Raw genomic sequence first — 22,954 nt, forward strand, 5'->3', positions numbered from 1 at the left:
TCGACTTTCCTTACAGGGTAACCTTATTGGCTCCCTGTCCGGAATCCTCGGGGCACCTCAACACCCGGATAGCGGGAGGATCATGCATCAGACGGGATCATCTCGCCAAACGAGCAGGTCAAAGCCGTGCGCTAACGTGCGCTCGCTAAGCTCCAGGCCCCGGCCTCCACCACGCCAACTGCGACTTCATCGCCCGTCTGATGCACCTCCCGAGAGTTGGCGTAGGCACCGGCGCGGTCCCGGCAGATGACCTGGGTGCCGGGGTGGGCCCGGAGCCATTCGGCGAAGGTTTCGGATTCCCGGTCGGGTAGCAGATCGATGGGGCGGTGGGTGTCCATGTCGATCAGAACGGTGCCGTAGACGTGGCCCCGACGCAGTGCGAAGTCGTCCACTCCCAGCACCGACACCGTGTTCACCTGCGGGTCAGGCAGGGCGCGGACCAGCCGCAGGATGGTGTTGCGGCTGGTCGACAGGCCCAGGCGGGCGGCCAGCCGGCGGCCGGCCAACGCCAAGCCGAGTGACTCCAGGATGCGCCGTAGCAGGCTGCTGCGGCGGGCGTACCGTTCGGTCAGGCCCTCGATCTGCTCGGCGAACCGGCGCATCTGGCAGTCGCTGGCCTGGCAGACGAACCGGCGCACCCGTAGCACGAGCACTACCCGCCGACCGCTCAGCGCAACGTCAGTGAGTCGACGTTGGTAGCGGCTGTGCACCCGGCCGCTGGGCAGTGCGCAACCCGGGCAGACCGCCTGTTCGGCCTTGACCCGCGCCCAGATCCGCACCTCATCCGGGGTCTGCTCCATCCGTTCAACCGCTACCCCGGCCAGGTGGGGCAGCAACATGTCCAGGCCATGATCAGCGCACCGGCAGCACCCTACACAGTGGATGAGCACGGACCAAAGGGACCAGTTTCGATCAACGAAAGTGGGCCAGATCCAATTTTCAGCCGCCGTTGACACCAGCCACCCAGAACGATCTCGACGGCAGTCACGAATTGAGCAGCAGAGTCGCTGGCGTGGCCAAACGCGAAGCCGGTCTGTTGCCAGCGTGTCCCGAATGGCTGTTCGGCAACGGTCTGGATGGGGCGGCACGAAGCCTCCCACACCGACCAGGGTCACATCGGTGGTCACAGCACAAGATCAAAAATCCATCATTGCGCGCTATTTGGCGGCAGGAGGCATCATTTGCCCAGAAGGGTTTTCCCTGCTCAAGGCACCTGTCGGTATCCTGCGGCACTGCGTGACAGAACTGTTACCATACTGGCAGTGTGGGGGTCAGGGGTTCGAGTCCCCTCGGCTCCACCCGTGTTCATGCAGGTCAATCGGCGTCGGTCATCGACTGATGCCGATTATTTGTGATCTCGGGGTCGACCGACTGGACCGACACCGTGCCGGTGATCTCATGACGGTGCGTGATGGCGGGCAGGCTATCGGCTGGTCGTGGTCGGCAGTTGGTCCGACGGGCGCGCCGGCCCGACCGTGCTCTCACGTACGACGAGTCGGTGCGGTGCGCGCAGCTCCATTCCGGGCAGCGGTGTGCGGCTGGCGATCCGCAGCAGCAGCCGCTCGACGGCGGTCGTCGCGATCCACTCCTTGTTAGGGGAGATCGTGCTCACCGGCGGATTCGAGTAGGCGCCGTCCTCAATGTCGTCGTAGCCGATCACCGCGATGTCCTCGGGCACCCGCAGTCCGCGCGAGGCGAGCACGTGCATGGCACCCAGTGCGACGAGGTCGCTGTAGCAGAACACGGCATCGGGTGGCTGCGGCAGGTCGAGCAGGTGTCGCATCGCGCCGGCCCCGTCGGCCCGGTTGAACCGTGGAGTCGAGATGACGAGCTCCTCACGTACGGTCACGCCGCGCCGCTCGTGGGCTTCGCGGAACCCGCGGGTCCGCAGCTGTGCGGCCTCCCCCGTGGGGTAGGGCTGGTCCCCGATCGCGGCGAGGCGTCTGCGGCCGAGGTCGAGCAGATGTTCGGTGGCCTGCCGGGACGCTTCGACGTCGTCGATGCCGACGTGGTCGAACGTACCCTGACTCGTCCGTTCGCCGAGGATCACCAGCGGGAGGCTGGGATCGTGGTCGGCCAGAGCCTGCTGGTCGAGACCGAGTGGGCTGAAGATGACGCCGTCGAAGAGCAGGCGGCTGCGGCCGTGGCTGATGAGCATCCGCTCGTGATCGGGGTCGCCGTCGGTCTGGTCGATGAGTACGTTGTACCCCTGCACGCGGGCGGCCCGGATGACGCCCTGCAACAGCTCCGAGAAGTACGGTGTGTCGAGGTACGGCACGACGAGGGCGATCTGTCCGGATCGGCCTTGGGCGAGGTTGCGGGCCAGGACGTTGGGCCGGTAGTTGAGCTGCTCGACGGCTTGCATGACGCGCGCCCGGGTGCGCTCGGTGACGTTGGCGTACCCGTTGACGACGTTGGAGACCGTCCGGCTCGAGACGCCGGCCAGTTGGGCGACCTCACGTAGTGTGACGTCCCGCCGCATGTCGGCCTCCCTTTCGTTCCCGAAGGCCGCCGCAGGTTTCCAACAGGTTACCCCTTGCCGTCCATCGATGGTCCGGGCATGCTGTCTTGCAGCGCTGCAAAGACGATACCGAATGTGCTACCGGTGCCCGTCGCGACGTGTGCATGTGGGACACGTCGTGGTTCGAGCGGCCGGTCACGGTGTGCCAGCACCGCGACCGGCCCGGTGGCACACACGCATCGGCCGCGAAAGCAGTCGATCTCCGACGGAGGAGTTCAGTGAGTGCCAGGAGTTTCAGTCTAGGACGCCGGCACCTGGCCGCGACGGTGGCGGTCGTCACCGCCCTGTCGCTGGCAGGGTGCGGTTCGGACGGCGGCGAGGAGCGGGACGGTCCGGTCACGATCACCGTGTGGGCGTGGTACCCGGCGTTCCAGGGCGTGGTCGACCTGTTCAACCGTACGCACACGGATATCAAGATCGAGTGGACGAACGCGGGCACCGGCCAGGACCAGTACACGAAACTGCAGACCGCGTTGAAGGCTGGCAAGGGTGCGCCCGATGTGGTGATGCTCGAGTTCCAGGAACTGCCGACCTTCCAGCTCACCGGGCACCTGGTCGACATGGGCGCGTACGGGGCCAACGATCTGAAGGACGACTACGTCGACTGGGCGTGGAAGCAGGTCAGCAACGGTGCGGCCGTCCACGCGATTCCCGTCGACGCCGGGCCGATGGCGATGTTGTACCGGCAGGACATCTTCGAGCAGTACGGGCTGACCGTGCCGACGACCTGGACCGAGTTCAGGGAGCAGGCAGAGAAGCTGAAAGCCGCCGCCCCCGACAGGTACATGACGGACTTCGGGGCGAACGACGGTGGTTTCATGACCGGACTGATGTGGCAGGCCGGTGCTCGGCCGTTCGGATACGACGTGGCCGACCCGCAGCATATTGACGTCAACGTCAACAGCGAACCGGCGAAGAAGGTCATGTCCTACTGGGAGGACATGGTCGACGCCGGTCTTGCCGACACCACCGCGTACGGAACGACGGACTTCTACAACGGGTTGGGCAGCGGGAAGTACGCGACCTACCTGGCAGCGGGATGGGGTCCCGGCTACCTGGCGAGTGTGGCGAAGACGACGGCCGGCGCGTGGCGCGCGGCCCCGTTGCCCCAGTGGGTTGCCGGGGAGGACGCCCAGGGAGACTGGGGCGGCTCGTCGTTCGCCGTGACCGACCAGACGGAACATCCCGAGGAGGCCACCCGGGTCGCCATGGAGATATTCGGAGCCGACAAGGACGCCTGGAAGATCGGGATCGACGAGGCGTTCCTGTTCCCGACCGCCACGCCGATCCTGGAGTGGGACTACTTTCTCACCAAGGAGTACGAGTTCTTCGGCGGGCAGAAGGTCAACGAGGTCTTCGTGCCGGCGTACAACGGGATCGAAGAGCTTCAGTGGAGCCCGTTTAACAGCTACAGCTTCAGTCAGCTGACGACCGCGGTAGGACAGGCGGTGGAGGAGGACACCTCCTGGCCGGGCGCGCTTGACACGGTCCAACAGAACCTTGTCACGTACGCGTCGAATCAAGGATTCCAGGTCTCCCGATGACCCGGATCGGACCTGCCCCCGTGGCCGCCGACCCGGCGGCCACGGGCGCTACCGGGCACCGTGGGCCCGGTGACGCCCGGCGCCGGTTCGACCGGCAGGCGGCGGTCGGATGGTTGTTCGTCGCACCGTTCGCGGCGCTGCTCGTCGTGTTCCTGCTGCTACCGATGGCGTACGCGTTCAAGCTCAGTCTGTACCGCTCGACCCTGGTGCAGGGCGAGGTGTTCGCCGCGTTCGACAACTACCGTCAGGCCTTCGCCGATCCGGAATTTCGCTCGGGGGTCGCGCGGGTGCTCGTCTTCGGGCTCGTGCAGACGCCGGTGATGATCGGTCTCGCCCTCGTCCTGGCCCTGCTGGTCGACGGCGTCGGCTCGCGCTTCGCCCGGATGCTGCGGTTGGCGGCGTTCGTCCCGTACGCCGTACCGGTGGTCATCGGCACGCTGATGTGGGGATTCCTCTACAGCCAGAACACCGGGCCGTTCCGGTTCACTGGAATCGACTTTCTCGCCGGCGACACCGTCCTGGCCTCGCTGGGGAACCTCGTCGTCTGGCAGTGGGCGGGCTACAACATGATCGTGCTGTACGCCGCGCTCCAGGGTGTACCGCGGGAGATCTACGAGTCCGCGAGGATCGACGGGGCGGGGGCGGTGCAGATCGCGCTGCGGATCAAGACCCCGATGATCTCCGCGGCCCTGGTGCTGTGCACCGTGTTCACGATCGTCGGCACCCTCCAGTTCTTCACCGAGCCGCTCATTTTGCAGCCACTCAACCCCGGCGCGATCACCAACAGCTACACGCCGAACGTATACGCCTACAACCAGGCGTTCTCGTACCAGCAGTACAACTACTCGGCGGCGATCTCCTTCCTGCTCGGCGCGGTGGTCTTCATCGGTTCCTACATCTTCCTGTTCGCCACGCGTAAGAGGAGTTCGCTGCGATGAGCCTGCCTCCCGCGACGGCCGCCGCGCCGGTGGCGCGGATCAGCCGAGGTGCGGTCGGCACCCACCTGGTGATGGCGCTGTTCGTGGCGTACTTCCTGCTGCCGTTCTGGTGGTTGCTCGTCGCGGCGACCAAGGACAATGACGGACTGTTCGGCTCGGAGCCGCTCTGGTTCGCCGATCTGCACCTGGTCGACAATCTCCGGCTGCTGTTCACCCAGGACGACGGGCTCTACCTGCGGTGGATGGGCAACTCGGCGTTGTACGCGGTGGCCAGTGGCGTCGGGGCCACCGCGATCGCCGCCCTGGCCGGCTACGCCTTCGCCAAGCTGCGCTTTCCGGGTCGCAACGCGCTGTTCGCGCTGCTGCTCGGCCTCATCATGGTGCCGGCCACGGCGCTGGTCCTGCCGACGTACCTGCTGATGGCCGAGGCCGGGTTGGTCGACTCGGTGTGGGCGGTGATCCTGCCCTCGTTGCTCAACCCGTTCGGGGTCTACCTGCTACGCGTCTACGCCCACGACTCGGTGCCCGACGAGATGCTTGAGGCCGCCCGCATCGACGGCGCGGGGGAGTTCCGGGTGTTCCGCAGCGTCGCGCTGCCCGCCATGCGACCGGCACTGGTCACCGTCCTGCTGTTCACCATGGTGGCGAGCTGGAACAACTTCTTCCTGCCGCTGGTGATGCTCAGCGACCAGAGCCTCTACCCGCTCACCGTCGGTCTGCGGTCCTGGTACCTGTCGGCGACCATCGGCAACGGCGGACCGGCTCTGTTCAACGTCATCGTCGTCGGCTCGCTGGTCGCGATCGTTCCGCTCATCGCCGCGTTTCTGCTGCTGCAGCGCTACTGGCGCGGCGGCCTGACCATCGGCGCACTCAGATGACGCACCTGCCGACCGTGGGCGCCGGTGACACCGCGACCACCGCTGCGACAAGGACACCCATGCACCTCGCTCACCTCATCCTGGATCCGGCCGCCGTCGTGGCCCCGGTCAACCGCCGCACCTTCGGTACATTCGTCGAACACATGGGGCGGTGTGTGTACACCGGCCTCTACGAGCCCGGCCACCCGTCCGCCGACGCGGACGGGTTCCGGACCGACGTTCTGGCCCTGACCCGCGAACTCGGTGTCACGATGGTCCGCTACCCGGGTGGCAACTTCGTCTCGGGGTACCGGTGGGAGGATGGTGTCGGGCCGAGGGACCAGCGTCCCCGCCGGCGCGACCTCGCCTGGCGCAGCATCGAGACGAACGAGATCGGCATCGACGAGTTCGTCCGCTGGGCCGACAAGGCGGACGTCGAGATCATGTACGCGGTGAACCTGGGCACCAGGGGAGTGCAGGAGGCCCTCGACGTCCACGAGTACGTCAACCATTTCGGCGGCACCCACCTGGCGGACCTGCGACGGGCCAACGGCGCGGAGAAGCCGTACGGCATCCGGATGTGGTGCCTGGGCAACGAACTCGACGGCCCGTGGCAGCTCGGTCACAAGAGCGCCGAGGCGTACGGGCAGCTCGCGGCCGCCACCGCTCGGGCGCTGCGCGCGGCGGAACCGGACCTGGAACTGATCGTCTGCGGCAGTTCCAGTTCCATGATGCCGACGTTCGGCGCGTGGGAAGCCACTGTCCTGGAACAGACCTATGACCTGGTGGACTACGTGTCGTGTCATGCCTACTACGAGGAACACGACGGTGACGTCGGGTCCTTCCTCGCCTGCGCCACCGACATGGACCACTTCGTCGACAGCGTCGTCGCCACCGCCGACAGCATCGGTGCCCGACTGCGCAGCAAGAAGAAGATCCGACTGTCGTTCGACGAGTGGAACGTCTGGTATCTCTCCCGTTTCCAGAGCCAGCCGCCCGTCGACGACTGGCGGGTCGCCCCGCGGGTCATCGAGGACGAGTACAACGTCGCCGACGCCGTGGTGGTGGGCAACCTGCTCATCTCCCTGCTGCGCCACAGCGACCGGGTGACCGCCGCATGTCAGGCCCAGCTGGTCAACGTGATCGCCCCGATCCGCACCGAACCCGGCGGGCCGGCCTGGCGGCAGACGATCTTCCATCCGTTCGCCCGAACGGCCGCGCTGGCCCGCGGTGACGTTCTGCGTACCGTGGTGGACGGACCCGCCTACCAGACGGACCGTTACGGCGCTGCCCCGGTGGTCGACGCGGTCGCCACCTACGACGCGGCGACGGACGACGTAGCGGTGTTCGTCGTCAATCGTGACCAGACCCGGTCGGTGGAGCTCACCATCGACCTGAGTCGGTTCGGCGCGGGAGCCTGGAGCGTGGCGGCGACGACTCTGCACGACGACGACATCCGGGCCACCAACACCGCGGAACGCCCGGACCGGGTGGTGCCGCGTCCCAACCGGCAGGTCTCGACGCGATCTGGCGGTGTGCGGATCGTGTTGCCGCCGGTGTCGTGGACAGCCCTGCGGTGTTCGCCGATCCGGTCCACCGACGGGCTGAGCGACAGCTGAAACCGACCGTCGGCCCGACCTACGGCTGTCAGACCGCGCCGTCCGTGGTGGGGCGGACCACCTCGATCTCGAAGGCGTAGCGGTCGCCCCGGTACGTCGACATGGCCCGTTCCACCGGGCGGTTCCGTTGGTCGTAGGCGGTCCGCTCGACCAGCAGCGCCGGGCTGAAGGCCGGTACCTGCAGCAGGGCGGCCGTCGCCTCGTCCAGGACCGTGGCGCGAATGGACTGCTCCGCCCGGACGAGCCGGAGGTGGTAGTGGTCCCGGAGCAGGTCGTAGAGCGAGTTGTCGAACGGCCGCTCGAGCAGCTTCGGGACGAGGGCGGCCGCGAGGTAGGTGTGTTCGATGCACATCGGTACGCCGTCGGCGGTGCGTACCCGTTCCAGGTGCACGACCTCGTCGGCCGGGCTCAGGCCCAGCGCGAAGCCGACGCTCGCGCCGGCCGGTATCGACTCGGCGGTACGTAGGTGTGACCCTGGGGCCAGGCCACGTCGCCGCATGTCATCACTAAAAGATGTGAGCTCGATGCTCTTGGTGATGGCCGGTCGGGCCACGAAGGTGCCGGCACCGCGTACCCGGTAGACGAGCCGTTCGTTCTCCAGGCGTTCGAGGGCCTGGCGCACGGTCATCCGGCTCACGCCGAACTCCTGGGCCAGGTCCCGCTCGGTGGGCAGCCGCTCATCCGGGGCGAGGTCGCGCTCGATGAGGGTCTGCAGGTGGCTGCGGAGCAGCTCGTGCTTGGTCGCGGTCATCCGACGTGTCAGCTCCAGGGGGCGGCTGGTCTAAACCAAAATGATACTAGCGCGACGCTGCCTGCCGGTCTACGCTACCCGCACTGGCAATTGGACTAGACCAGAGATGATCTTCGGAGGTGCACGTGAGACGGGAATCTTTCCGGCGGGCCACCGCCGCGGCGGTGGCCGGCGTACTCGCCACAGCGCTCGGTGCCTGTGGCGGCTCGGACGGCGGCGACGACGACAAGGTCGAGGTGGTCTTCTCCTACCTGTGGGCCGGTGCGGAGGCCGAGGCGCTCGAGGAAATCATCGCCGACTTCAACGCCAGCCAGGACGAGATCGAGGTCCGAGGGGTCTCCAACCCGGACTTCCAGAAGCAGCTGACGTCGATGTCCGGCGCGCAGGGCAGCTTCGACATCTCCGACCACTTCGGCAACGGCGTCGGGGCCTGGGCCAGCAAGGGCATCCTGGCCCCGCTGGACGACTTCATCGAGGCCGACGGGCTGGACACCGACGACTTCGTGCCGGCGGCGATGTCCCAGATGATGTACGAGGGCCAGACCTACTCGATGCCGATCGCCCTGCACGCGCAGCTGCTGATGTACAACAAGAAGCTCTACGCCGAGGCTGGCATCGACGGTCCGCCGGAAACCACCGAGGAGTGGGCGGAGCAGATCGCCAAGCTCACCAAGCGGGACGCCGACGGCACGATCACCCAGCTCGGCTACGCCAACGCCGAGATCAACACATCGTTCACCACGCTCGGGTTCATGTTCGGCGGCGCCTGGGACGACCAGTCCGGCCGGCCCACCCCGGCCGACCCCGGCAACGTCGCCGGCCTGGAGTTCTACACCGAGAACATCCCCGGCACGTACGGCGTGGCGGAAGTCCGTGACTTCACCTCCGGCTTCGGCGAGTACGCCTCCGCGCAGAACCCGTTCTACGTCGACAAGGTGGCCACCATCATCGACGGCGAGTGGCAGTCGGTGTTCATCGACCAGTACGCGCCCAACCTGGACTGGGGCGTTGCCCCGCTGCCGTACCCGGCGGCGCAGCCGGAGCTCGCCGGCACCACCCAGGTCACCACCAGCACCCTGTTCATCCCGCGCAACGCCAAGCACCCCGAGGAGGCGTGGGAGTTCATGAAGTACCTGCTCTCCGAGGACGCCATGGTCCGGTTCACCCTGGCGCTGGGCAACCTGCCGGCCCGGATCTCGCTGCTCGACGACCCGCGCTACGACACCCTGCCGCAGTTCTCGACCTGGCTGGACGCCCTGCGCAGCCCGAACGCCCAGTCGCTGGCCAGCACGCCGTGGTCCGCCGAGTACACCAGCGACCTCGGTCAGGCCTTCGACGACATCGCCCAGCAACGCACGTCGCCCGCCGAGGGACTCGCCGACGTGGCGGACAAGGCCAGCTCCTATGCCCCGTAGGTCCACGACCTCGCGACGCCAGCTCCGGTTGGGGCTGGCGTTCGCGAGCCCCTGGCTGGTCGGCTTCGTGGTGCTGATCCTCGGACCGATCGTCGCGTCCGGGTACTACAGCTTCACCGACTTCAATCTGTTCCAGCCGCCGACCTTCGTCGGCGTCGACAACTACCGCACCATGGTCGGCGACGAGCGGTTCACCAAGGCACTGTTCAACACGCTGTACCTGACCGTGTTCGGCGTACCGCTCGCGCTGGCGCTGTCGCTGGGGTTCGCCCTGGCGCTCAATTCACGGGTACGCGGCCTGCCGCTGTACCGGGCCATCGTCTACCTGCCGACGATCATCCCGATCGTGGTCAGCGTCTACGTCTGGCGTTGGCTGCTCAACGCCCAGTACGGCTACTTCAACCGGATCCTCGGCCTGCTGCACCTGCCGCAGCCGAACTGGCTGGCGGACCCGACGTTCACGAAGCCGGCGATCATTCTGATCGGGCTGTGGATGGTCGGCGGTACGACCGTCATCTACCTGGCCGCGCTCAAGGACGTGCCGAGCGAGACCTACGAGGCGGCGCTGGTCGACGGGGCCGGCCCGTGGCAGCGGTTCCGCGCGGTGACCTGGCCGGCGATCAGCCCGGTGACCCTCTTCCAGCTGATCGTCGGGCTGATCACCAGTCTGCAGCTGTTCACCCAGCCGTACCTGCTGGCGCAGACCCGGCTCAACGCGGCCGCCGGCGGCCCCGACGACTCCCTGCTGACCTACGGGATGTACGTGTACCAGAACGCGTTCGTGTTCCTGAAGATGGGCTACGCGTCGGCGCTGGCCTGGGTGCTGTTCCTCGTCACGCTCGCGGTCACCGCGGTCCTGATGCTCACCTCGCGGCGATGGGTTCACTATGGATAGAAAAGCGCGGTTCGCCGGTCGTCACGCGCTCGTCTGGGCGATCGCGCTCGGCATGCTGTTCCCGTTCGTCGTCATGATCGGCACCGCACTGAAACCGCCCACCGAGATCTTCTCGCTGCCGCCGCGGGTGCTACCTGAGCAGTGGGAGTTCGGCAACTTCGAGGCGGCCCTGTCGGCGATGCCGTTCTGGCGCTACCTCGGCAACACCCTGCTGGTCTCCGGGCTCTGCGTCGTCGGCAGCCTGGTGTCCTGCCCGCTGGTGGCGTACTCCCTGGCGAAGCTGCACTGGCCCGGACGTGGCCTGATGCTGGCGCTCGTCCTCGGCTCGATGATGCTGCCGCCGCAGGTGACCCTCGTCCCGCTGTACCTGCTGTGGAACAAGCTCGGCCTGGTCGGCACCTACTTCCCGTTGATCGTGCCGAGCTTCTTCGGCATCCCGTTCTTCATCTTCATGCTGCGCCAGTTCCTCGTCGGGATTCCGGACGAACTGCTCGACGCGGCGCGGCTCGACGGCGCCTCGGAGTTCCGGGTCTACTGGCGGATCGTGCTTCCGCTGGCCCGGCCGGCGCTAGCCACCGTGGCGGTGTTCCAGTTCGTCTGGACCTGGACCGACTTTCTCAATCCACTCATCTACCTCAGCGACAGCAGCCAGTACACGCTGTCGGTCGGGCTGTACGCGTTCTTCTCCGAGCACGGCGTTGACTGGGGCCCGTTGATGGCGGCCAGCGTCATGTTCACCCTCCCCGCCTTGATCATTTTCCTGCTCGGGCAGCGGTACTTCGTCGAGGGCATCGCGACGAAGGGACTGAAGTGACCGCAGCCGCACCAACCGCGAAAGGAACGTCCATGCCGTACCAGGCGATCAGCGGCACCTTCCTCGACGAGATCAGCGTCGACATCCCGTCCCAGAACTGGGGCGAGCGGGAATGGGCCCGCGAGTTCGACACCTTCGTCGAAGCCGGGATCGACACCATCGTGCTCATCCGGCTCGGCCTGGGCGAGCGGCTGGCCTGTCCGAGCCGGGCGGTTACCGACCGGCTGCCCGCACTGCCGGTCCACGTCGACCTGGTCCAGCTCTTCCTCGACCTTGCCGCCAAACGCAACATCGACTTCTTCCTCGGTCTCTACGACTCGCACTACCACTGGTACCGCTACGACTGGCGGACCGAGGTCGACCTCAACCTCGCCGTCATCGACGAGATGTGGCAGCGGTACGGCGGGTCACCAGCGCTGCGCGGCTGGTACCTGCCGCACGAGACCACCGACACCAGTCTGCGGATCCTCGACATCAACACCACCCTCGCGGCCCGGCTGCGCGAGATCAGCGACCTGCCCGTCCTGGTGTCGCCGTTCTTCCACGGCCGCGCCGACATGGCCACCAGCACCGATCCCCGGCAGCGGCCCCGCTCGCCCGAGGAGCACGTGCGGATCTGGGAGGAGATCTTCCAGCGGTACGCCGGACTCGTCGACTGCTGCGCGTTCCAGGACGGCACCGTGGAGCTGGCCCGCTCGGCCGAGTACTTCGCCGCGACCGCCGAGGCGGCGCGCCGGCACGGCATCGCCTCCTGGGCCAACATCGAGACCTTCGACCGGGACATGCCGATCCGGTTCCCGCCGACCGACTGGCGCAAGCTGGCGCACAAGCTCGACGCGGTCCAACCGTACGTGGAGAAAATCATCACCTTCGAGTTCTCCCACTTCCTCAGCCCCAACTCGGTGTGGCCGGCGGCCCGCAACCTCTACGACCGCTACGGCGAGTTTCTCACCTCCCGGGGTGCCCGATGATCCCGTCGCAAGACCCGGTGACCCCGCCGCACGACCCGGCGGCGCCTCCGCAGGACCCGGCCGCCCCGCGGCTGGACCCGGTGGCGGCGATCGTCGGCGGCCTGGTGGTCTCCTGTCAGGCCCCCGAGGGGCATCCGCTGCGGGTACCGTCGGTCATCGCCCGGCTCGCCGAGTGCGCCGCCCTCGGTGGTGCCGCCGCCGTACGGGTCAACCACCCCGACGACGTACGGGCGGTGAAGTCCGCCGTGGACCTTCCGGTGATCGCGCTGCACAAGGAGCGGGCCGCCGACCGCGACCTGATCACCCCACGCTGGGAGCTGGTCGAGGCGCTCGCCGCCGCCGGTGCCGACGTCGTCGCCGTCGAGGCCACCGGACGGGGCGAGCTGCCGGTTGACGCCCTGGTCGCCCGCGTCCACGGGCAGCTCGGCCTGCCCGTGATGGCCGACGTGGCAACCGTCGACCAGGGCACCGCCGCCTGGGCGGCCGGCGCGGACCTGGTGGCCACCACACTGTCCGGGTACACCCCGGACAGCCCACGGCAGGAGGCTCCCGATCTCGACCTCGTCGCGGCGCTCACCGCCGCCGGGGTCCGGACCGTCGCCGAGGGTCGGTTCGCCACCCCCGACCAGGTGCGTGCCGCGTTCGCCGCAGGGGCGTACGCGACGGTCGTCGGAACCGCGATCACCGACCCGGTCGCGTTGACCCGGGGCCTCGCCGCAGCCGCTCCACGCCCGACCGGCCCGGCCGGTGCCGCCAGCGCAGACAGTTCGGCCAGCCTGGCTGGGCAGCACTGATGGCGGCAGCCATGGCCGGCACCGACGGCCCGGTCACCATCGGTGTCGACATCGGAGGCACGAAGATCGCCGCCGCGCTCGTCGGCGTCGACGGCGCTGTCGGCCCACTGCGCCGGGTGCCGACGCCGGCCGCCGAGGGCGCCGCCGCGGTACTCGCCGCCGCGATCGATTTGGCCCGTCAGGTCGGGCGGGACGCGGCTGGGACCCCGGTCGCCTGCGGGGTCGGCACCGCTGGCGCCGTCGACCCGGCGGGTCGGGTCACCCACGCCACCGACACCCTGCCCGGCTGGCGGGGCACCGACGTGCGGGCAGCGTTCACCGCCGCCCTCGGCCTGCCGGTCGTGGTGTGCAACGACGTACACGCGATGGCCGCCGGTGAGGCATGGTGCGGCGCCGCCGCCGACGCCCGGGACGCGCTCGTCGTCGCCGCCGGCACCGGCATCGGCGGCGCGATCGTGGTCGGCGGCGACGTGGTGGTGGGCCGGCACGGGTTCGCCGGCAGCGTCGGGCATCTGCCGGCCGCCCGGCACCTCGGCCGACGTTGCGGTTGCGGCGCGGTCGACCACGTCGAGGCGTACGCGGCCGGCCCGGCGATCGCCGCCGAGTACGCGGCCCGGACCGGTCGCGGCGCGGCACCGCCCCTGGAGGAGGTCGCGGCGGCGGCTGCCGGCGGTGATCCGGTGGCGGTCGAGGTGACCGACCTGGCCGCCCGGGTGCTGGGCGAAGGGCTGGCAACCGCCGCCAACCTGCTCGATCCCGAGGTGGTCGTCCTCGGCGGTGGCGTCGTCGGACTCGGCGACCGGTTCGTCGCCGACGTGCGCGCCGCGCTGCACGCGGCGGCGCTGCCCGGGATCGACCGGCTGCCGGTGCGTACCGCCCGGCTCGGCAACGCCGCAGTGCTGGCCGGCGCCGCGCTACTCGCCGGCCGGGTCCGCACCGGCCGGATCAGCGCCGGCCGAGGTCGATGACGGGCTCGGCGCCACCTCCTCCGCTGGTCGCCGCGTCGCCCCCGCTGGCACCGGTCGGCCGGTCCGATCGTCGACCCGGATTGAGCCACAGCGAACCGATCGCCAGGATCAGCAACAGGTGTACGGCGGATTCGCCGCCTCCCTTATGGATCCAGCCCTGCCAGCCCGGCATGACGCCCAGCAGCAGTTCGCGCTGCGCGTCGATGTCCGGTGCGATGACGAACGACAGGGCGATCAGCGCCACGGTCGACACGCTGAAGCCGACGACCAGGCCCACCCGGCACCGTCGGGGCCGTCGCCGGGGTCCGACGGTCAGCGCCCAGACGGCCAGGCTGCTCACCGCCGCGATCCCGAGCATCGGCAGGTACGGCGTACCGGGCGAGGTGATCCCGGCCAGGGCGTTGTTCAGGTCGAACACCACACCGGCCCGCAGCCCGGTCGCCTGGATGCTGAGCACCCCGACGACGCCGACGAGCAGGGTGCCGAGCACCGCCCCGTACAGACCCCATAGCACGCTTCTCACCCGACGGACCCCTCCTCCTCGTACCCGGTGCGATCCGATGCCGCGACACGCCGAACACAGTATCTGGTGTTGCGTCTTCTGGCTCGCACCCATATATGGTGTACCCCGCAGCTGGTTCGGCCGCCCCTCGGCGGTGGTCGAGGCAAGAGGGAACCCGGTGTGAGTCCGGGACTGCCCCGCAGCGGTGAGTGGGAACGACCGCCGTCACCGAGCACTGGACCCGTGGTGGGTCCGGGAAGCGACGGCCAGTAGGTACGAGCACGACGCCCACGAGTCCGAAGACCTGCCAGCGTGCCGCACGCGTCGCGTGCGGTGGTCGAAGGCCGCGCGGGACGGCCGACGCCGACGACCGGTTCACACCGGCGGAGCAGACCGCCAGGTGGGCGACCGGTGGCGTCCTCCCCGCGTGTCCTCGACCGGTGGACAGGCACGACAAGGGGAACCGATGCAGGTACGCAAGCGCAACGGCGACACCGAACCGGTGGACGTCAACAAGATCGTCAAGGCGGTCGAACACTGGGTCGCCGACCTGACCGAGGTCGACCCGCTGCGGGTGGCGACCCGGACGATCAGCGGACTGTACGACGGGGCGACAACCGCCGAGCTGGACAAGCTGTCCATCCAGACGGCGGCGGAGCTGATCGGCGAGGAGCCGCAGTACTCGAAGCTGGCGGCCCGGCTGCTCGCCGCCTACGTGGACAAGGAGGTCCGCGGCCAGCAGGTGGCCAGCTTCAGCCAGTCGATCCGCTACGCCCACGGACTCGGGCTGATCGCCGACGACACCGCGGCCTTCGTGGCCCGCAACGCCCGCAAACTCGACGACGCCGTCGACGTCGACGGCGACCTGCGCTTCGAGTACTTCGGGCTGCGAACGGTGGCCGACCGCTACCTGCTGCGGCATCCGCAGACCCGGCTGGTGGTGGAGACGCCACAGTACTGGCTGCTGCGGGTGGCGTGCGGGCTGTCCCAGACGCCGGCCGAGGCGATCGACTTCTATCGGCTGATCTCCAGCCTGGCCTATTTGCCCAGCTCACCGACCCTGTTCAACTCGGGCACCCGGCACACCCAGATGTCGTCCTGCTTCCTGGTGGACTCGCCGCGTGACGAGCTCGACTCGATCTACGAGCGTTACCACCAGGTGGCGAAGCTGTCGAAGTTCTCCGGCGGGATCGGCATCTCCTGGTCGCGGATCCGCGGCCGGGGCGCGCTGATCCGGGGCACCAACGGCAAGTCCAACGGCATCGTGCCGTTCCTCAAGACGCTCGACGCCGGGGTCGCGGCGGTCAACCAGGGCGGCCGCCGCAAGGGCGCCGCCTGCGTCTACCTGGAGCCGTGGCACCCGGACGTCGAGGAGTTCCTGGAGCTGCGGGACAACACCGGCGAGGACGCCCGGCGCACCCACAACCTCAACCTGGCCAACTGGATCCCGGACGAGTTCATGCGGCGGGTCGAGGCGGACGCCGACTGGTCGCTGATCGACCCGTCCGACGCACCCGAGCTGCCCGACCTGTATGGCGAGGCGTTCGACGAGGCGTACCGGGCGGCGGAGAAGAAGGCGGTCCGGACGGTCAAGGCCCGCGACCTGTACGGGCGGATGATGCGCACCCTGGCGCAGACCGGCAACGGCTGGATGACGTTCAAGGACGCCGCGAACCGGATGTCCAACCAGACCGGCGAGCCGGGCAACACGATCCACCTGTCCAATCTGTGCACCGAGATCCTCGAGGTCAACAGCGACACCGAGACCGCCGTGTGCAACCTCGGGTCGGTCAACCTCGGCGCGCACGTCACCGCCGACGGCGTCGACTGGGACAAGCTGCGCGCCACGGTCCGTACCGCCGTGGTGTTCCTCGACCGGGTGATCGACATCAACTACTACCCGGCGGCGCAGGCGGCGGCGTCGAACCCGCGCTGGCGACCGGTCGGGCTGGGGCTGATGGGCCTGCAGGACGCGTTCTTCACGCTGCGGCTGCCGTTCGACTCGGCGCCGGCCCGGGAGCTGTCCACCCGCGTCCAGGAGGAGATCTTCCTGACCGCGCTGGAGACCTCCGCCGGGCTCGCCGAACGGTTCGGCCCGCATCCGGCGTACGCCGAGACCCGGGCCGCCCGGGGCGAGCTGCACCCGGACCTGTGGGGTGCCGAGCCGGGCCAGCCCGAGCGGTGGGCCCGGCTGCGGTCGACGATCGCCGCACACGGTCTGCGGAACTCGCTGCTGGTCGCGATCGCGCCGACCGCGACGATCGCCTCGATCGCCGGCTGCTACGAGTGCATCGAGCCGCAGGTGTCCAACCTGTTCAAACGCGAAACCATGTCCGGGGAGTTCCTGCAGATCAACACCTACCTGGTCGGCGAGCTGAAGGCGCGCGGGCTGTGGACGGCGCCGGTCCGGGAGCAGATCAAGCGGGCCGAGGGGTCGGTGCAGGGCCTCACGGACCTGCCCGCCGACGTGCGGGAGCTGTTCCGTACCGCATGGGAGCTGCCGCAACGGGCACTGATCGACCTGGCCGCCGCCCGCGCCCCGTACGTCGACCAGTCGCAGTCGCTGAACCTGTTTCTCAGCGCACCGACCATCGGCAAGCTCTCCTCGATGTACCTGTACGCCTGGAAGTCCGGGCTGAAGACCACCTACTACCTGCGGTCGCGTCCGGCGACCCGGATCCAGCAGGCCACCGTCGGCATCGCACCGGCCGCCACGCCGACCGTCAGGCCGGTCGTCGCGGCCGGCGACGACGAGGCGTTGGCCTGCTCCCTGGAAAACCCCGAAACCTGTGAGGCCTGCCAGTGACCACCGTCTCCGAAACCAGCAACGCCACCGCGACCGCCACCGCCACCAGCAACGCCGCCAGCGACGCCACGACCGGCGCCGGTCGGCGGCAGCTGCTGCTCGACCCCGGCATGGACCTGACCCTGCGGCCGATGCGGTATCCGCAGTTCTTCGACCGGTTCCGGGACGCGATCAAGAACACCTGGACGGTGGAGGAGGTCGACCTGCACTCCGACCTGCCGGACCTGGCCAAACTGTCGCCGGCCGAGCAGCACCTGGTGTCCCGGCTGGTCGCGTTCTTCGCCACCGGCGACACCATCGTCGCGAACAACCTGGTGCTCAACCTCTACCAGCACGTCAACTCCCCGGAGGGCCGGCTCTACCTGTCCCGGCAACTGTTCGAGGAGGCGGTGCACGTCCAGTTCTACCTGAACCTGCTGGACACCTACGTGCCGGACGAGCGGGAGCGGTTCGCGGCGTTCGCGGCGGTGGAGAACATCCCGTCGATCGCCCGTAAGGCCGAGTTCTGCTTCAGATGGATCGACTCCATCTTCGAGTTGCGGGAGCTGCGTACCCGCGCCGACCGGCGGGCCTTCCTGCTCAACCTGATCTGCTTCGCCGCCTGCATCGAGGGGCTGTTCTTCTACGGCGCCTTCGCGTACGTGTACTTCCTGCGTTCCCGGGGTCTGCTGCACGGTCTCGCCTCGGGCACCAACTGGGTGTTCCGCGACGAGTCGATGCACATGGCGTTCGCCTTCGACGTGGTGGACACGGTCCGCGCCGAGGAGCCGGACCTGTTCGACGCCGAGATGCAGCAGCAGGTCAAGGAGATGTTGGCCGAGGCGGTGGAGTGCGAGGTGCAGTTCGCTGCGGACCTGCTCGACCAGGGCGTGTCCGGGATGTCGTTGGCCGACATGCGGGAGTATCTGCAGCACGTCGCCGACCGGCGGCTCGCGGTGCTCGGCATCGAACCGATGTACGGGTCGAAGAACCCGTTCGCGTTCATGGAGCTGCAGGACGTGCAGGAGCTGTCCAACTTCTTCGAGCGGCGGGTGTCGGCGTACCAGGTCGGGGTGACCGGCTCGGTGACCTTCGACGACGACTTCTGACCCGCGTCCCCGCCCGGCCCGCCGCGACCGGCTACCCCGCTGCGGCCGGCTCGGTGACGGCGCGGATCGCCGCCGCCGTGCCCACCGCGATCTCCTCGACCTCGTCGGCGGAGACGACCAGCGGCGGGCCGAGCAGGATCACGTCACCGTCGACGCCGTCGGCGCAGCCGGTTCCGCTGTAGAGCAGCAGACCGGCGTGCCGGGCGGCGGCGACGACCCGTTCGGCGACCCGGGAGGTACGGCCGAACGGCCGCGCGGTCTGCCGGTCGGCTACCAGTTCGACGCCGACCAGCAGACCGCGACCGCGGACGTCCCCGACGTACGGTGAGTCGGCCAGCTCCCGGCGCAGGGCCCGGCGCAGCGACTCGCCGGCCCGCCGGCCGGCCGCGACGAGGTCGCGCTCGCGCAGCACCCGCAGCACCGCCCGGCCGGTGGCCGCGCCGACCAGGTGGTGCGAGTAGGTGAAGCCGTGGGTGAAACCGGTGCGCGCGATCGTGCCGTGCACCGGGCCGGCGGCGACGGCCAGCCCCAGCGGCCAGTAGCCCGAGCTGGCTCCCTTCGCCGCGACCAGGATGTCCGGGCGTACCCCCCAGTGGTCGATGCCGAACCAGGTGCCGGTGCGGCCGAAGCCGGTCATTACCTCGTCGGCGATGAGCAGCACCCCGTACCGGCGGCAGACCTCGGCGACGGCCGGCCAGTAGTCGTCCGGCGGGACGCAGGCGCCCAGCCCGGCCCCGGCGATCGGCTCGGCGATGAACGCCGCGACCGGCCGGGCCCGGCACAGTTCGGCCAGCGCCGCCGCGTGCCGCGCCCCGCAGCCGACCGGATGGGTGTCCGGGAACGGGCAGCGGTACTCGTACGGGGTCGAGGTGTGCACCGCCTGCCCCAGCCACGGCAGGTACGGCGCACGCAGCCCGGCCCGGCCGGAGACGTCCAACGCGCCCCGGGAGTTACCGTGGTAGGAGCCGACCCGGCCGACGACGAGGTGCCGGTCCTCGCCCCGGGCCAGGTGGTAGGCGCGGGCCATCTTCAGCGCGGTCTCCACCGCCTCGCTGCCGCCGGAGACCGGGAAGACCAACGGATCGTCCATCGGCAGTACGGCCGCGAGCTCGGCGGCGTACTCCTCCAGCACGTCGGCGCGGAACATCGAGCCGTGCGCGTACGCGACCGCGCCGGCCTGCTCGGCCTGCGCCCGGACCACCTCGGTGACGCCGTGGCCGATGCCGACGACGATCGCCCCGGCGGCCGCGTCGAGGTAGCGCTTGCCGGTGGTGTCCCACAGCTGCGCGCCGGACGCCGAGGCGATCCGTGGCGCGTCGTCGGACACCCGGCCGAAGACGTGGCTCATCCCGGTACGGCGACGGCCCCGCCGGCTGCGACCGCCCCGCCGGCTTCGACCTTTCCGTTGCCGGCGGCCTGCATGTCGGCGGCGACCTCGGCGACGGCCGCGCCGAACAGCCGCAGACCGGCCTGCGCCTGGGCCCGGGTGATCACCAGCGGTGGCGACATCCGTACCGCGTTGACGCCGGCCTCCAGCACCAGCAGGCCGCGACTGAACGCCGCCTGCTGCACCTGGCCGGCGATCTCGCCGGTGGGGAACTCGACGCCGATCATCAGGCCGACCCCGCGCACGTCGACGACCAGCCGGGGATACGCCTGCTGCAGCTCGCGCAGCCCGGCGAGCAGGAACTCACCCTGCTCGATGGCGTTGTCCAGCAGGCCCTCGTCCTGGATGACCCGCAGGGTGGCGAGGCCGGCGGCGCACGGCACCGGGCTGCCGCCGTAGGTGGAGCCGTGCGCGCCCGGACCCCACGCCTCCATCAGCTCGGACCGGGCCAGGAACGCGCCCAGCGGCAGGCCGGAGGCGATGCCCTTCGCGCTGATCAGGATGTCCGGCTGTACGCCGGTGTGCTCGATCGCCCACATCCGGCCGGTGCGGCCCATGCCGCACTGCACCTCGTCGGCGACGAGCAGGATCCCGTGCCGATCGCAGATCCGCCGCAGCCGGGCGAGCCAGCCGGCCGGCGGCACGATGAAGCCACCCTCACCCTGGATCGGTTCGACGAAGATCGCCGCGACCTCGCTCGGATCCACCTGGTGCTCGAACAGCACCTCCTCGATGAAGTCCAGCGACGCCGGGGCGTAGGGCGCGTGCAGTACGCCGGGCAGCAGCGGGCCGAATCCCTTGTGGTACTTGGACTTCGACCCGGTCAGCGTCATCGCCCCGTAGGTGCGGCCGTGGAACGATCCGTAGAAGCTGATCACGTACTGCCGGCCGGTGGCGTACCGGGACAGCTTCAGCGCGCCCTCGACGGCCTCGGCCCCGGAGTTGGTCAGGAAGACCCGTACCGGCCCGTCCATCGGAGCGGTCGCGGCCAGCGCCTGGCACATCTGGCCGTACAGCGGCAGGTAGAAGTCGCTGGCCGAGTAGTGCAGCAGGGTCGCGGCCTGCTGCTGCACCGCCTCGACGACCGTGGGGTGGCAGTGGCCGGTGGAGGTGACCGCGATCCCGGCGTTGAAGTCGAGGAACAGGTTGCCGTCGACATCCTCGACGACGGTGCCGTGGCCGCGCCGGGGCGCGATCGCGTAGGCGCGGGGCAGCGACGGGCTGGTCACCGCCTGGTCGCGGGCCAGCACTTCGCGGGCCTGCGGTCCGGGCAGTTCGGTGACCAGGTGCGGTTGCGGGCGGTCCGGGTCGAACCAGTCGGGGATCGTCGTCATCAGGCCACCACCGTCTGCGACTGCTCGCGGAGGAACTGCTGCAGGTAGTACGGTCCGCCACCGGCCTTGCCGGTGCTGCCGGAGCCCTTCCAGCCGCCGAACGGCTGCACCCCGGGCCAGGCGCCGGTGGTGGCGCCGGCCGGCCGGTTGACGTAGACGACGCCGGCTTCGATCCGGTCGAGGAAGTGGTCGATCTCGCCCTGGTCGGTGGAGAAGAACCCGGCGGTCAGGCCCAGTGGCACACTGTTGGCCCGGTCCAGGCCCTCGTCGACCGAGTCGACCGGGCTGACCGCCACGAACGGCACGAACAGCTCCCGCTGGAACAGGTCGTCGTCGGGCGGTACGTCGGCGACGACGGCCGGTGCGAGGTAGTAGCCGTCGGGGCGGCCGTCGACCCCGGCGAGCACCTGGCCGCCGGTGACCACCCGGCCGATGGTCGCGGCGTGCGCGACGGCCTCGCCGTAGCGGCGTACGGCGGCGGCGTCGATGACCGGACCGAGGTACGTGTCGCGGGCCAGCGGGTCGCCGACGACCAGCGACTCGGCCCGTTCGGCGAGCCGGGCGACGAACTCGTCGTGGAGTTCGCGCGCCACGTACACCCGGGAGCAGGCCGAACACTTCTGGCCGGAGAAGCCGAACGCGGAGCGGGCGACGCCGGAGACGGCCCGGTCCAGGTCGGCCCGGGCCGAGACGATCGCGGCGTTCTTGCCGCCCATCTCGCAGATCACCGGCCTCGGGTAGGCGCCGATGAACGCCCGGATGATCGACATGCCGGTCTCGTACGACCCGGTGAAGGTGAGGCCGCCGACGCCGGGGTGCGCCACCAGCGTCCGGCCCGGGCCGTCGCCGCCGGGGAGGAAGTGCGCGACGCCGGTCGGTAGCCCGGCGTCGACCAGGCACTCGAAGAACTTCCAGGCCGAGAAGGTGCCCTGCAGGCTGGGTTTGAGGACGAGGGTGTTGCCGGCGACCAGCGCCGCGCCGGCCGGCCCGGCGGTCAACGCCATCGGGAAGTTGAACGGGCTGATCACCGCCCAGACGCCGTACGGCTTGAGCACACTGCGGGTGGACTCGTTCGCGGCGATGGTCGCCATCGGCTGGTCGAAACCGTGGTGCTTGTCGTACATGTCGCAGTAGTAGCGGATCAGGTCCGCCGATTCCTCGACGTCGCCGAGCGCCTCCAGCCGGTTCTTGCCGACCTCCATGCTCATCAGCGCGGCGTACTCGTTGGAGCGGTCGCTGATCAGGTCGGCCGCCCGGCGCAGCACCGCGACCCGGTCCGGCCACGGTGTCGCGGCCCAGCCGGGCGCTGCGGCGTGAGCGGCGGTGACGGCCGCGTCGACGTCCTGGTCGGTGGCGGCGGTGACGGTGGCCAGCTTGAGCGTCACGTCGCCGGGGCTGACCAGCTCGGCCGGGTCGACCCCGGGCCGGGCGGCGCCGTCGACCACCGGGGTGAGGCGCTGACCCAGCCAGGCCCGCGCCCGGTCCGCGCCGTCCTCGTACGCCGTGTGCAGGTCCTCGTTGTCAGCGGACAGGGTCGCGTAGGTGACCCGGAAGCGTGCGGCCACGAAAGAACTCCTTTCGGCAGGACGGCACCCCGGTGAAGGGTGGCAAAAATTCCATACATCATCGCGTCATGCAGGAAAATCTACTGCGCAACGCGTATCAGAAGCAAGAACTTCTCCGCCGAGCAGGGCTGCTGCCGGGCCGCCGGAGGCTGCCGCAGTGCTCACGACAGACGGGGGACCGGGGT

At 69.5% G+C, this 22,954-nt stretch carries 19 protein-coding genes, 1 tRNA gene and 1 riboswitch; of the genes, 13 read left to right on the forward strand and 7 right to left on the reverse strand.

What is annotated here, in order from left to right; all coding sequences use genetic code 11:
* Positions 1-131: 131 nt before the first annotated feature.
* Positions 132-839 carry an ISL3 family transposase gene (locus tag ACFHWT_RS27980; protein WP_416597663.1) on the reverse strand — a complete coding sequence of 236 codons (708 nt, stop codon included), beginning with the start codon at positions 837-839 and terminating at the stop codon, positions 132-134.
* 380 nt (positions 840-1,219) lie between these two features.
* Between ACFHWT_RS27980 and ACFHWT_RS27985 the strand changes: the two genes are divergently transcribed.
* Positions 1,220-1,298, forward strand: a tRNA-OTHER gene (locus tag ACFHWT_RS27985).
* A 125-nt stretch (positions 1,299-1,423) separates the two neighbouring features.
* Here ACFHWT_RS27985 and ACFHWT_RS27990 read toward each other — a convergent pair.
* The gene (locus ACFHWT_RS27990; RefSeq protein WP_416597664.1) at positions 1,424-2,482 is read right to left on the reverse strand and encodes a LacI family DNA-binding transcriptional regulator; all 1,059 of its coding nucleotides are present in this window, start codon (positions 2,480-2,482) and stop codon (positions 1,424-1,426) included.
* A 257-nt stretch (positions 2,483-2,739) separates the two neighbouring features.
* On the opposite strand from ACFHWT_RS27990, the gene ACFHWT_RS27995 reads away from it, so the two are divergent.
* The 4 genes from ACFHWT_RS27995 to ACFHWT_RS28010 are packed head-to-tail and all read left to right on the forward strand — an operon-like array spanning position 2,740 to position 7,479.
* Complete coding sequence (locus ACFHWT_RS27995) at positions 2,740-4,065, forward strand: ABC transporter substrate-binding protein (RefSeq protein WP_416597665.1); 1,326 nt, start codon at positions 2,740-2,742, stop codon at positions 4,063-4,065.
* Entirely contained in the window at positions 4,062-5,003 is a 942-nt protein-coding gene (locus ACFHWT_RS28000; protein ID WP_416597666.1) for a carbohydrate ABC transporter permease, read from the forward strand. Before ACFHWT_RS27995 ends, ACFHWT_RS28000 begins: the two co-directional genes overlap by 4 nt.
* On the forward strand, positions 5,000-5,881 hold the full coding sequence (locus ACFHWT_RS28005) for a carbohydrate ABC transporter permease (protein ID WP_416597667.1): 882 nt from the start codon (positions 5,000-5,002) through the stop codon (positions 5,879-5,881). The genes ACFHWT_RS28000 and ACFHWT_RS28005 overlap by 4 nt, the downstream gene beginning before the upstream one ends.
* Positions 5,882-5,940: 59 nt before the next feature.
* Entirely contained in the window at positions 5,941-7,479 is a 1,539-nt protein-coding gene (locus ACFHWT_RS28010; protein WP_416597685.1) for an alpha-N-arabinofuranosidase, read from the forward strand.
* A 28-nt stretch (positions 7,480-7,507) separates the two neighbouring features.
* Here the strand turns inward: ACFHWT_RS28010 and ACFHWT_RS28015 are convergent, their stop codons facing one another.
* Positions 7,508-8,230, reverse strand: a complete 723-nt coding sequence (locus tag ACFHWT_RS28015; RefSeq protein WP_416597668.1) for a GntR family transcriptional regulator — start codon at positions 8,228-8,230, stop codon at positions 7,508-7,510.
* A 125-nt stretch (positions 8,231-8,355) separates the two neighbouring features.
* Here ACFHWT_RS28015 and ACFHWT_RS28020 point away from each other — a divergent pair, with 125 nt between their 5' ends.
* Genes ACFHWT_RS28020 through ACFHWT_RS28045 form a run of 6 tightly spaced genes read left to right on the forward strand, consistent with a single transcriptional unit; the run spans position 8,356 to position 14,087 of the window.
* Positions 8,356-9,645 (forward strand): ABC transporter substrate-binding protein, encoded by a 1,290-nt coding sequence (locus tag ACFHWT_RS28020; protein ID WP_416597669.1) that lies wholly within the window; start codon positions 8,356-8,358, stop codon positions 9,643-9,645.
* Complete coding sequence (locus ACFHWT_RS28025) at positions 9,635-10,540, forward strand: carbohydrate ABC transporter permease (RefSeq protein ID WP_416597670.1); 906 nt, start codon at positions 9,635-9,637, stop codon at positions 10,538-10,540. The genes ACFHWT_RS28020 and ACFHWT_RS28025 overlap by 11 nt, the downstream gene beginning before the upstream one ends.
* Positions 10,533-11,354 carry a carbohydrate ABC transporter permease gene (locus ACFHWT_RS28030; protein WP_416597671.1) on the forward strand — a complete coding sequence of 274 codons (822 nt, stop codon included), beginning with the start codon at positions 10,533-10,535 and terminating at the stop codon, positions 11,352-11,354. The genes ACFHWT_RS28025 and ACFHWT_RS28030 overlap by 8 nt, the downstream gene beginning before the upstream one ends.
* A 32-nt stretch (positions 11,355-11,386) precedes the next feature.
* A complete protein-coding gene (locus tag ACFHWT_RS28035) occupies positions 11,387-12,325 on the forward strand; it encodes a DUF4434 domain-containing protein (RefSeq protein WP_416597672.1) in 939 nt (312 codons plus the stop codon).
* Positions 12,322-13,119 carry an N-acetylmannosamine-6-phosphate 2-epimerase gene (locus ACFHWT_RS28040; RefSeq protein WP_416597673.1) on the forward strand — a complete coding sequence of 266 codons (798 nt, stop codon included), beginning with the start codon at positions 12,322-12,324 and terminating at the stop codon, positions 13,117-13,119. The genes ACFHWT_RS28035 and ACFHWT_RS28040 overlap by 4 nt, the downstream gene beginning before the upstream one ends.
* The gene (locus ACFHWT_RS28045) at positions 13,119-14,087 is read left to right on the forward strand and encodes an ROK family protein (RefSeq protein ID WP_416597674.1); all 969 of its coding nucleotides are present in this window, start codon (positions 13,119-13,121) and stop codon (positions 14,085-14,087) included. The genes ACFHWT_RS28040 and ACFHWT_RS28045 overlap by 1 nt, the downstream gene beginning before the upstream one ends.
* Here ACFHWT_RS28045 and ACFHWT_RS28050 read toward each other — a convergent pair.
* A complete protein-coding gene (locus ACFHWT_RS28050) occupies positions 14,065-14,610 on the reverse strand; it encodes a hypothetical protein (RefSeq protein ID WP_416597675.1) in 546 nt (181 codons plus the stop codon). The genes ACFHWT_RS28045 and ACFHWT_RS28050 overlap by 23 nt on opposite strands.
* Before the next feature lie 95 nt (positions 14,611-14,705).
* Positions 14,706-14,916, forward strand: a riboswitch (cobalamin riboswitch).
* Between the two features lie 139 nt (positions 14,917-15,055).
* Between ACFHWT_RS28050 and ACFHWT_RS28055 the strand changes: the two genes are divergently transcribed.
* On the forward strand, positions 15,056-17,395 hold the full coding sequence (locus ACFHWT_RS28055; RefSeq protein WP_416597676.1) for a ribonucleoside-diphosphate reductase subunit alpha: 2,340 nt from the start codon (positions 15,056-15,058) through the stop codon (positions 17,393-17,395).
* Positions 17,392-18,483 carry a ribonucleotide-diphosphate reductase subunit beta gene (locus ACFHWT_RS28060; protein WP_416597677.1) on the forward strand — a complete coding sequence of 364 codons (1,092 nt, stop codon included), beginning with the start codon at positions 17,392-17,394 and terminating at the stop codon, positions 18,481-18,483. The genes ACFHWT_RS28055 and ACFHWT_RS28060 overlap by 4 nt, the downstream gene beginning before the upstream one ends.
* Before the next feature lie 31 nt (positions 18,484-18,514).
* Here the strand turns inward: ACFHWT_RS28060 and ACFHWT_RS28065 are convergent, their stop codons facing one another.
* From ACFHWT_RS28065 to ACFHWT_RS28075, 3 genes are read right to left on the reverse strand one after another with little or no spacing between them, the layout of a single operon-like run.
* Positions 18,515-19,831, reverse strand: coding sequence for an aspartate aminotransferase family protein (locus ACFHWT_RS28065; protein ID WP_416597678.1), 1,317 nt, complete (start codon positions 19,829-19,831; stop codon positions 18,515-18,517).
* A complete protein-coding gene (locus ACFHWT_RS28070; RefSeq protein ID WP_416597679.1) occupies positions 19,828-21,204 on the reverse strand; it encodes an aminotransferase class III-fold pyridoxal phosphate-dependent enzyme in 1,377 nt (458 codons plus the stop codon). The genes ACFHWT_RS28065 and ACFHWT_RS28070 overlap by 4 nt, the downstream gene beginning before the upstream one ends.
* Positions 21,204-22,769 (reverse strand): aldehyde dehydrogenase family protein, encoded by a 1,566-nt coding sequence (locus ACFHWT_RS28075; RefSeq protein WP_416597680.1) that lies wholly within the window; start codon positions 22,767-22,769, stop codon positions 21,204-21,206. Before ACFHWT_RS28075 ends, ACFHWT_RS28070 begins: the two co-directional genes overlap by 1 nt.
* Positions 22,770-22,954 lie beyond the last annotated feature (185 nt).

Origin of the sequence: Micromonospora sp. LOL_021 (assembly GCF_048060215.1) — a bacterium.
Taxonomy (GTDB): Bacteria; Actinomycetota; Actinomycetes; order Mycobacteriales; family Micromonosporaceae; genus Micromonospora_E.

Bases quoted from the DNA above. Each gene is read 5' to 3' on its own strand.
- ACFHWT_RS28000 (WP_416597666.1), top strand. From the start codon at position 4,062: ATGACCCGGATCGGACCTGCCCCCGTGGCCGCCGACCCGGCGGCCACG.
- ACFHWT_RS28055 (WP_416597676.1), top strand. From the start codon at position 15,056: ATGCAGGTACGCAAGCGCAACGGCGACACCGAACCGGTGGACGTCAAC.
- ACFHWT_RS27980 (WP_416597663.1), bottom strand. From the start codon at position 839: ATGTTGCTGCCCCACCTGGCCGGGGTAGCGGTTGAACGGATGGAGCAG.
- ACFHWT_RS28035 (WP_416597672.1), top strand. From the start codon at position 11,387: ATGCCGTACCAGGCGATCAGCGGCACCTTCCTCGACGAGATCAGCGTC.
- ACFHWT_RS28025 (WP_416597670.1), top strand. From the start codon at position 9,635: ATGCCCCGTAGGTCCACGACCTCGCGACGCCAGCTCCGGTTGGGGCTG.
- ACFHWT_RS27990 (WP_416597664.1), bottom strand. From the start codon at position 2,482: ATGCGGCGGGACGTCACACTACGTGAGGTCGCCCAACTGGCCGGCGTC.
- ACFHWT_RS28065 (WP_416597678.1), bottom strand. From the start codon at position 19,831: ATGAGCCACGTCTTCGGCCGGGTGTCCGACGACGCGCCACGGATCGCC.
- ACFHWT_RS28040 (WP_416597673.1), top strand. From the start codon at position 12,322: ATGATCCCGTCGCAAGACCCGGTGACCCCGCCGCACGACCCGGCGGCG.
- ACFHWT_RS28045 (WP_416597674.1), top strand. From the start codon at position 13,119: ATGGCGGCAGCCATGGCCGGCACCGACGGCCCGGTCACCATCGGTGTC.
- ACFHWT_RS28015 (WP_416597668.1), bottom strand. From the start codon at position 8,230: ATGACCGCGACCAAGCACGAGCTGCTCCGCAGCCACCTGCAGACCCTC.
- ACFHWT_RS28005 (WP_416597667.1), top strand. From the start codon at position 5,000: ATGAGCCTGCCTCCCGCGACGGCCGCCGCGCCGGTGGCGCGGATCAGC.
- ACFHWT_RS28030 (WP_416597671.1), top strand. From the start codon at position 10,533: ATGGATAGAAAAGCGCGGTTCGCCGGTCGTCACGCGCTCGTCTGGGCG.
- ACFHWT_RS28070 (WP_416597679.1), bottom strand. From the start codon at position 21,204: ATGACGACGATCCCCGACTGGTTCGACCCGGACCGCCCGCAACCGCAC.
- ACFHWT_RS28010 (WP_416597685.1), top strand. From the start codon at position 5,941: ATGCACCTCGCTCACCTCATCCTGGATCCGGCCGCCGTCGTGGCCCCG.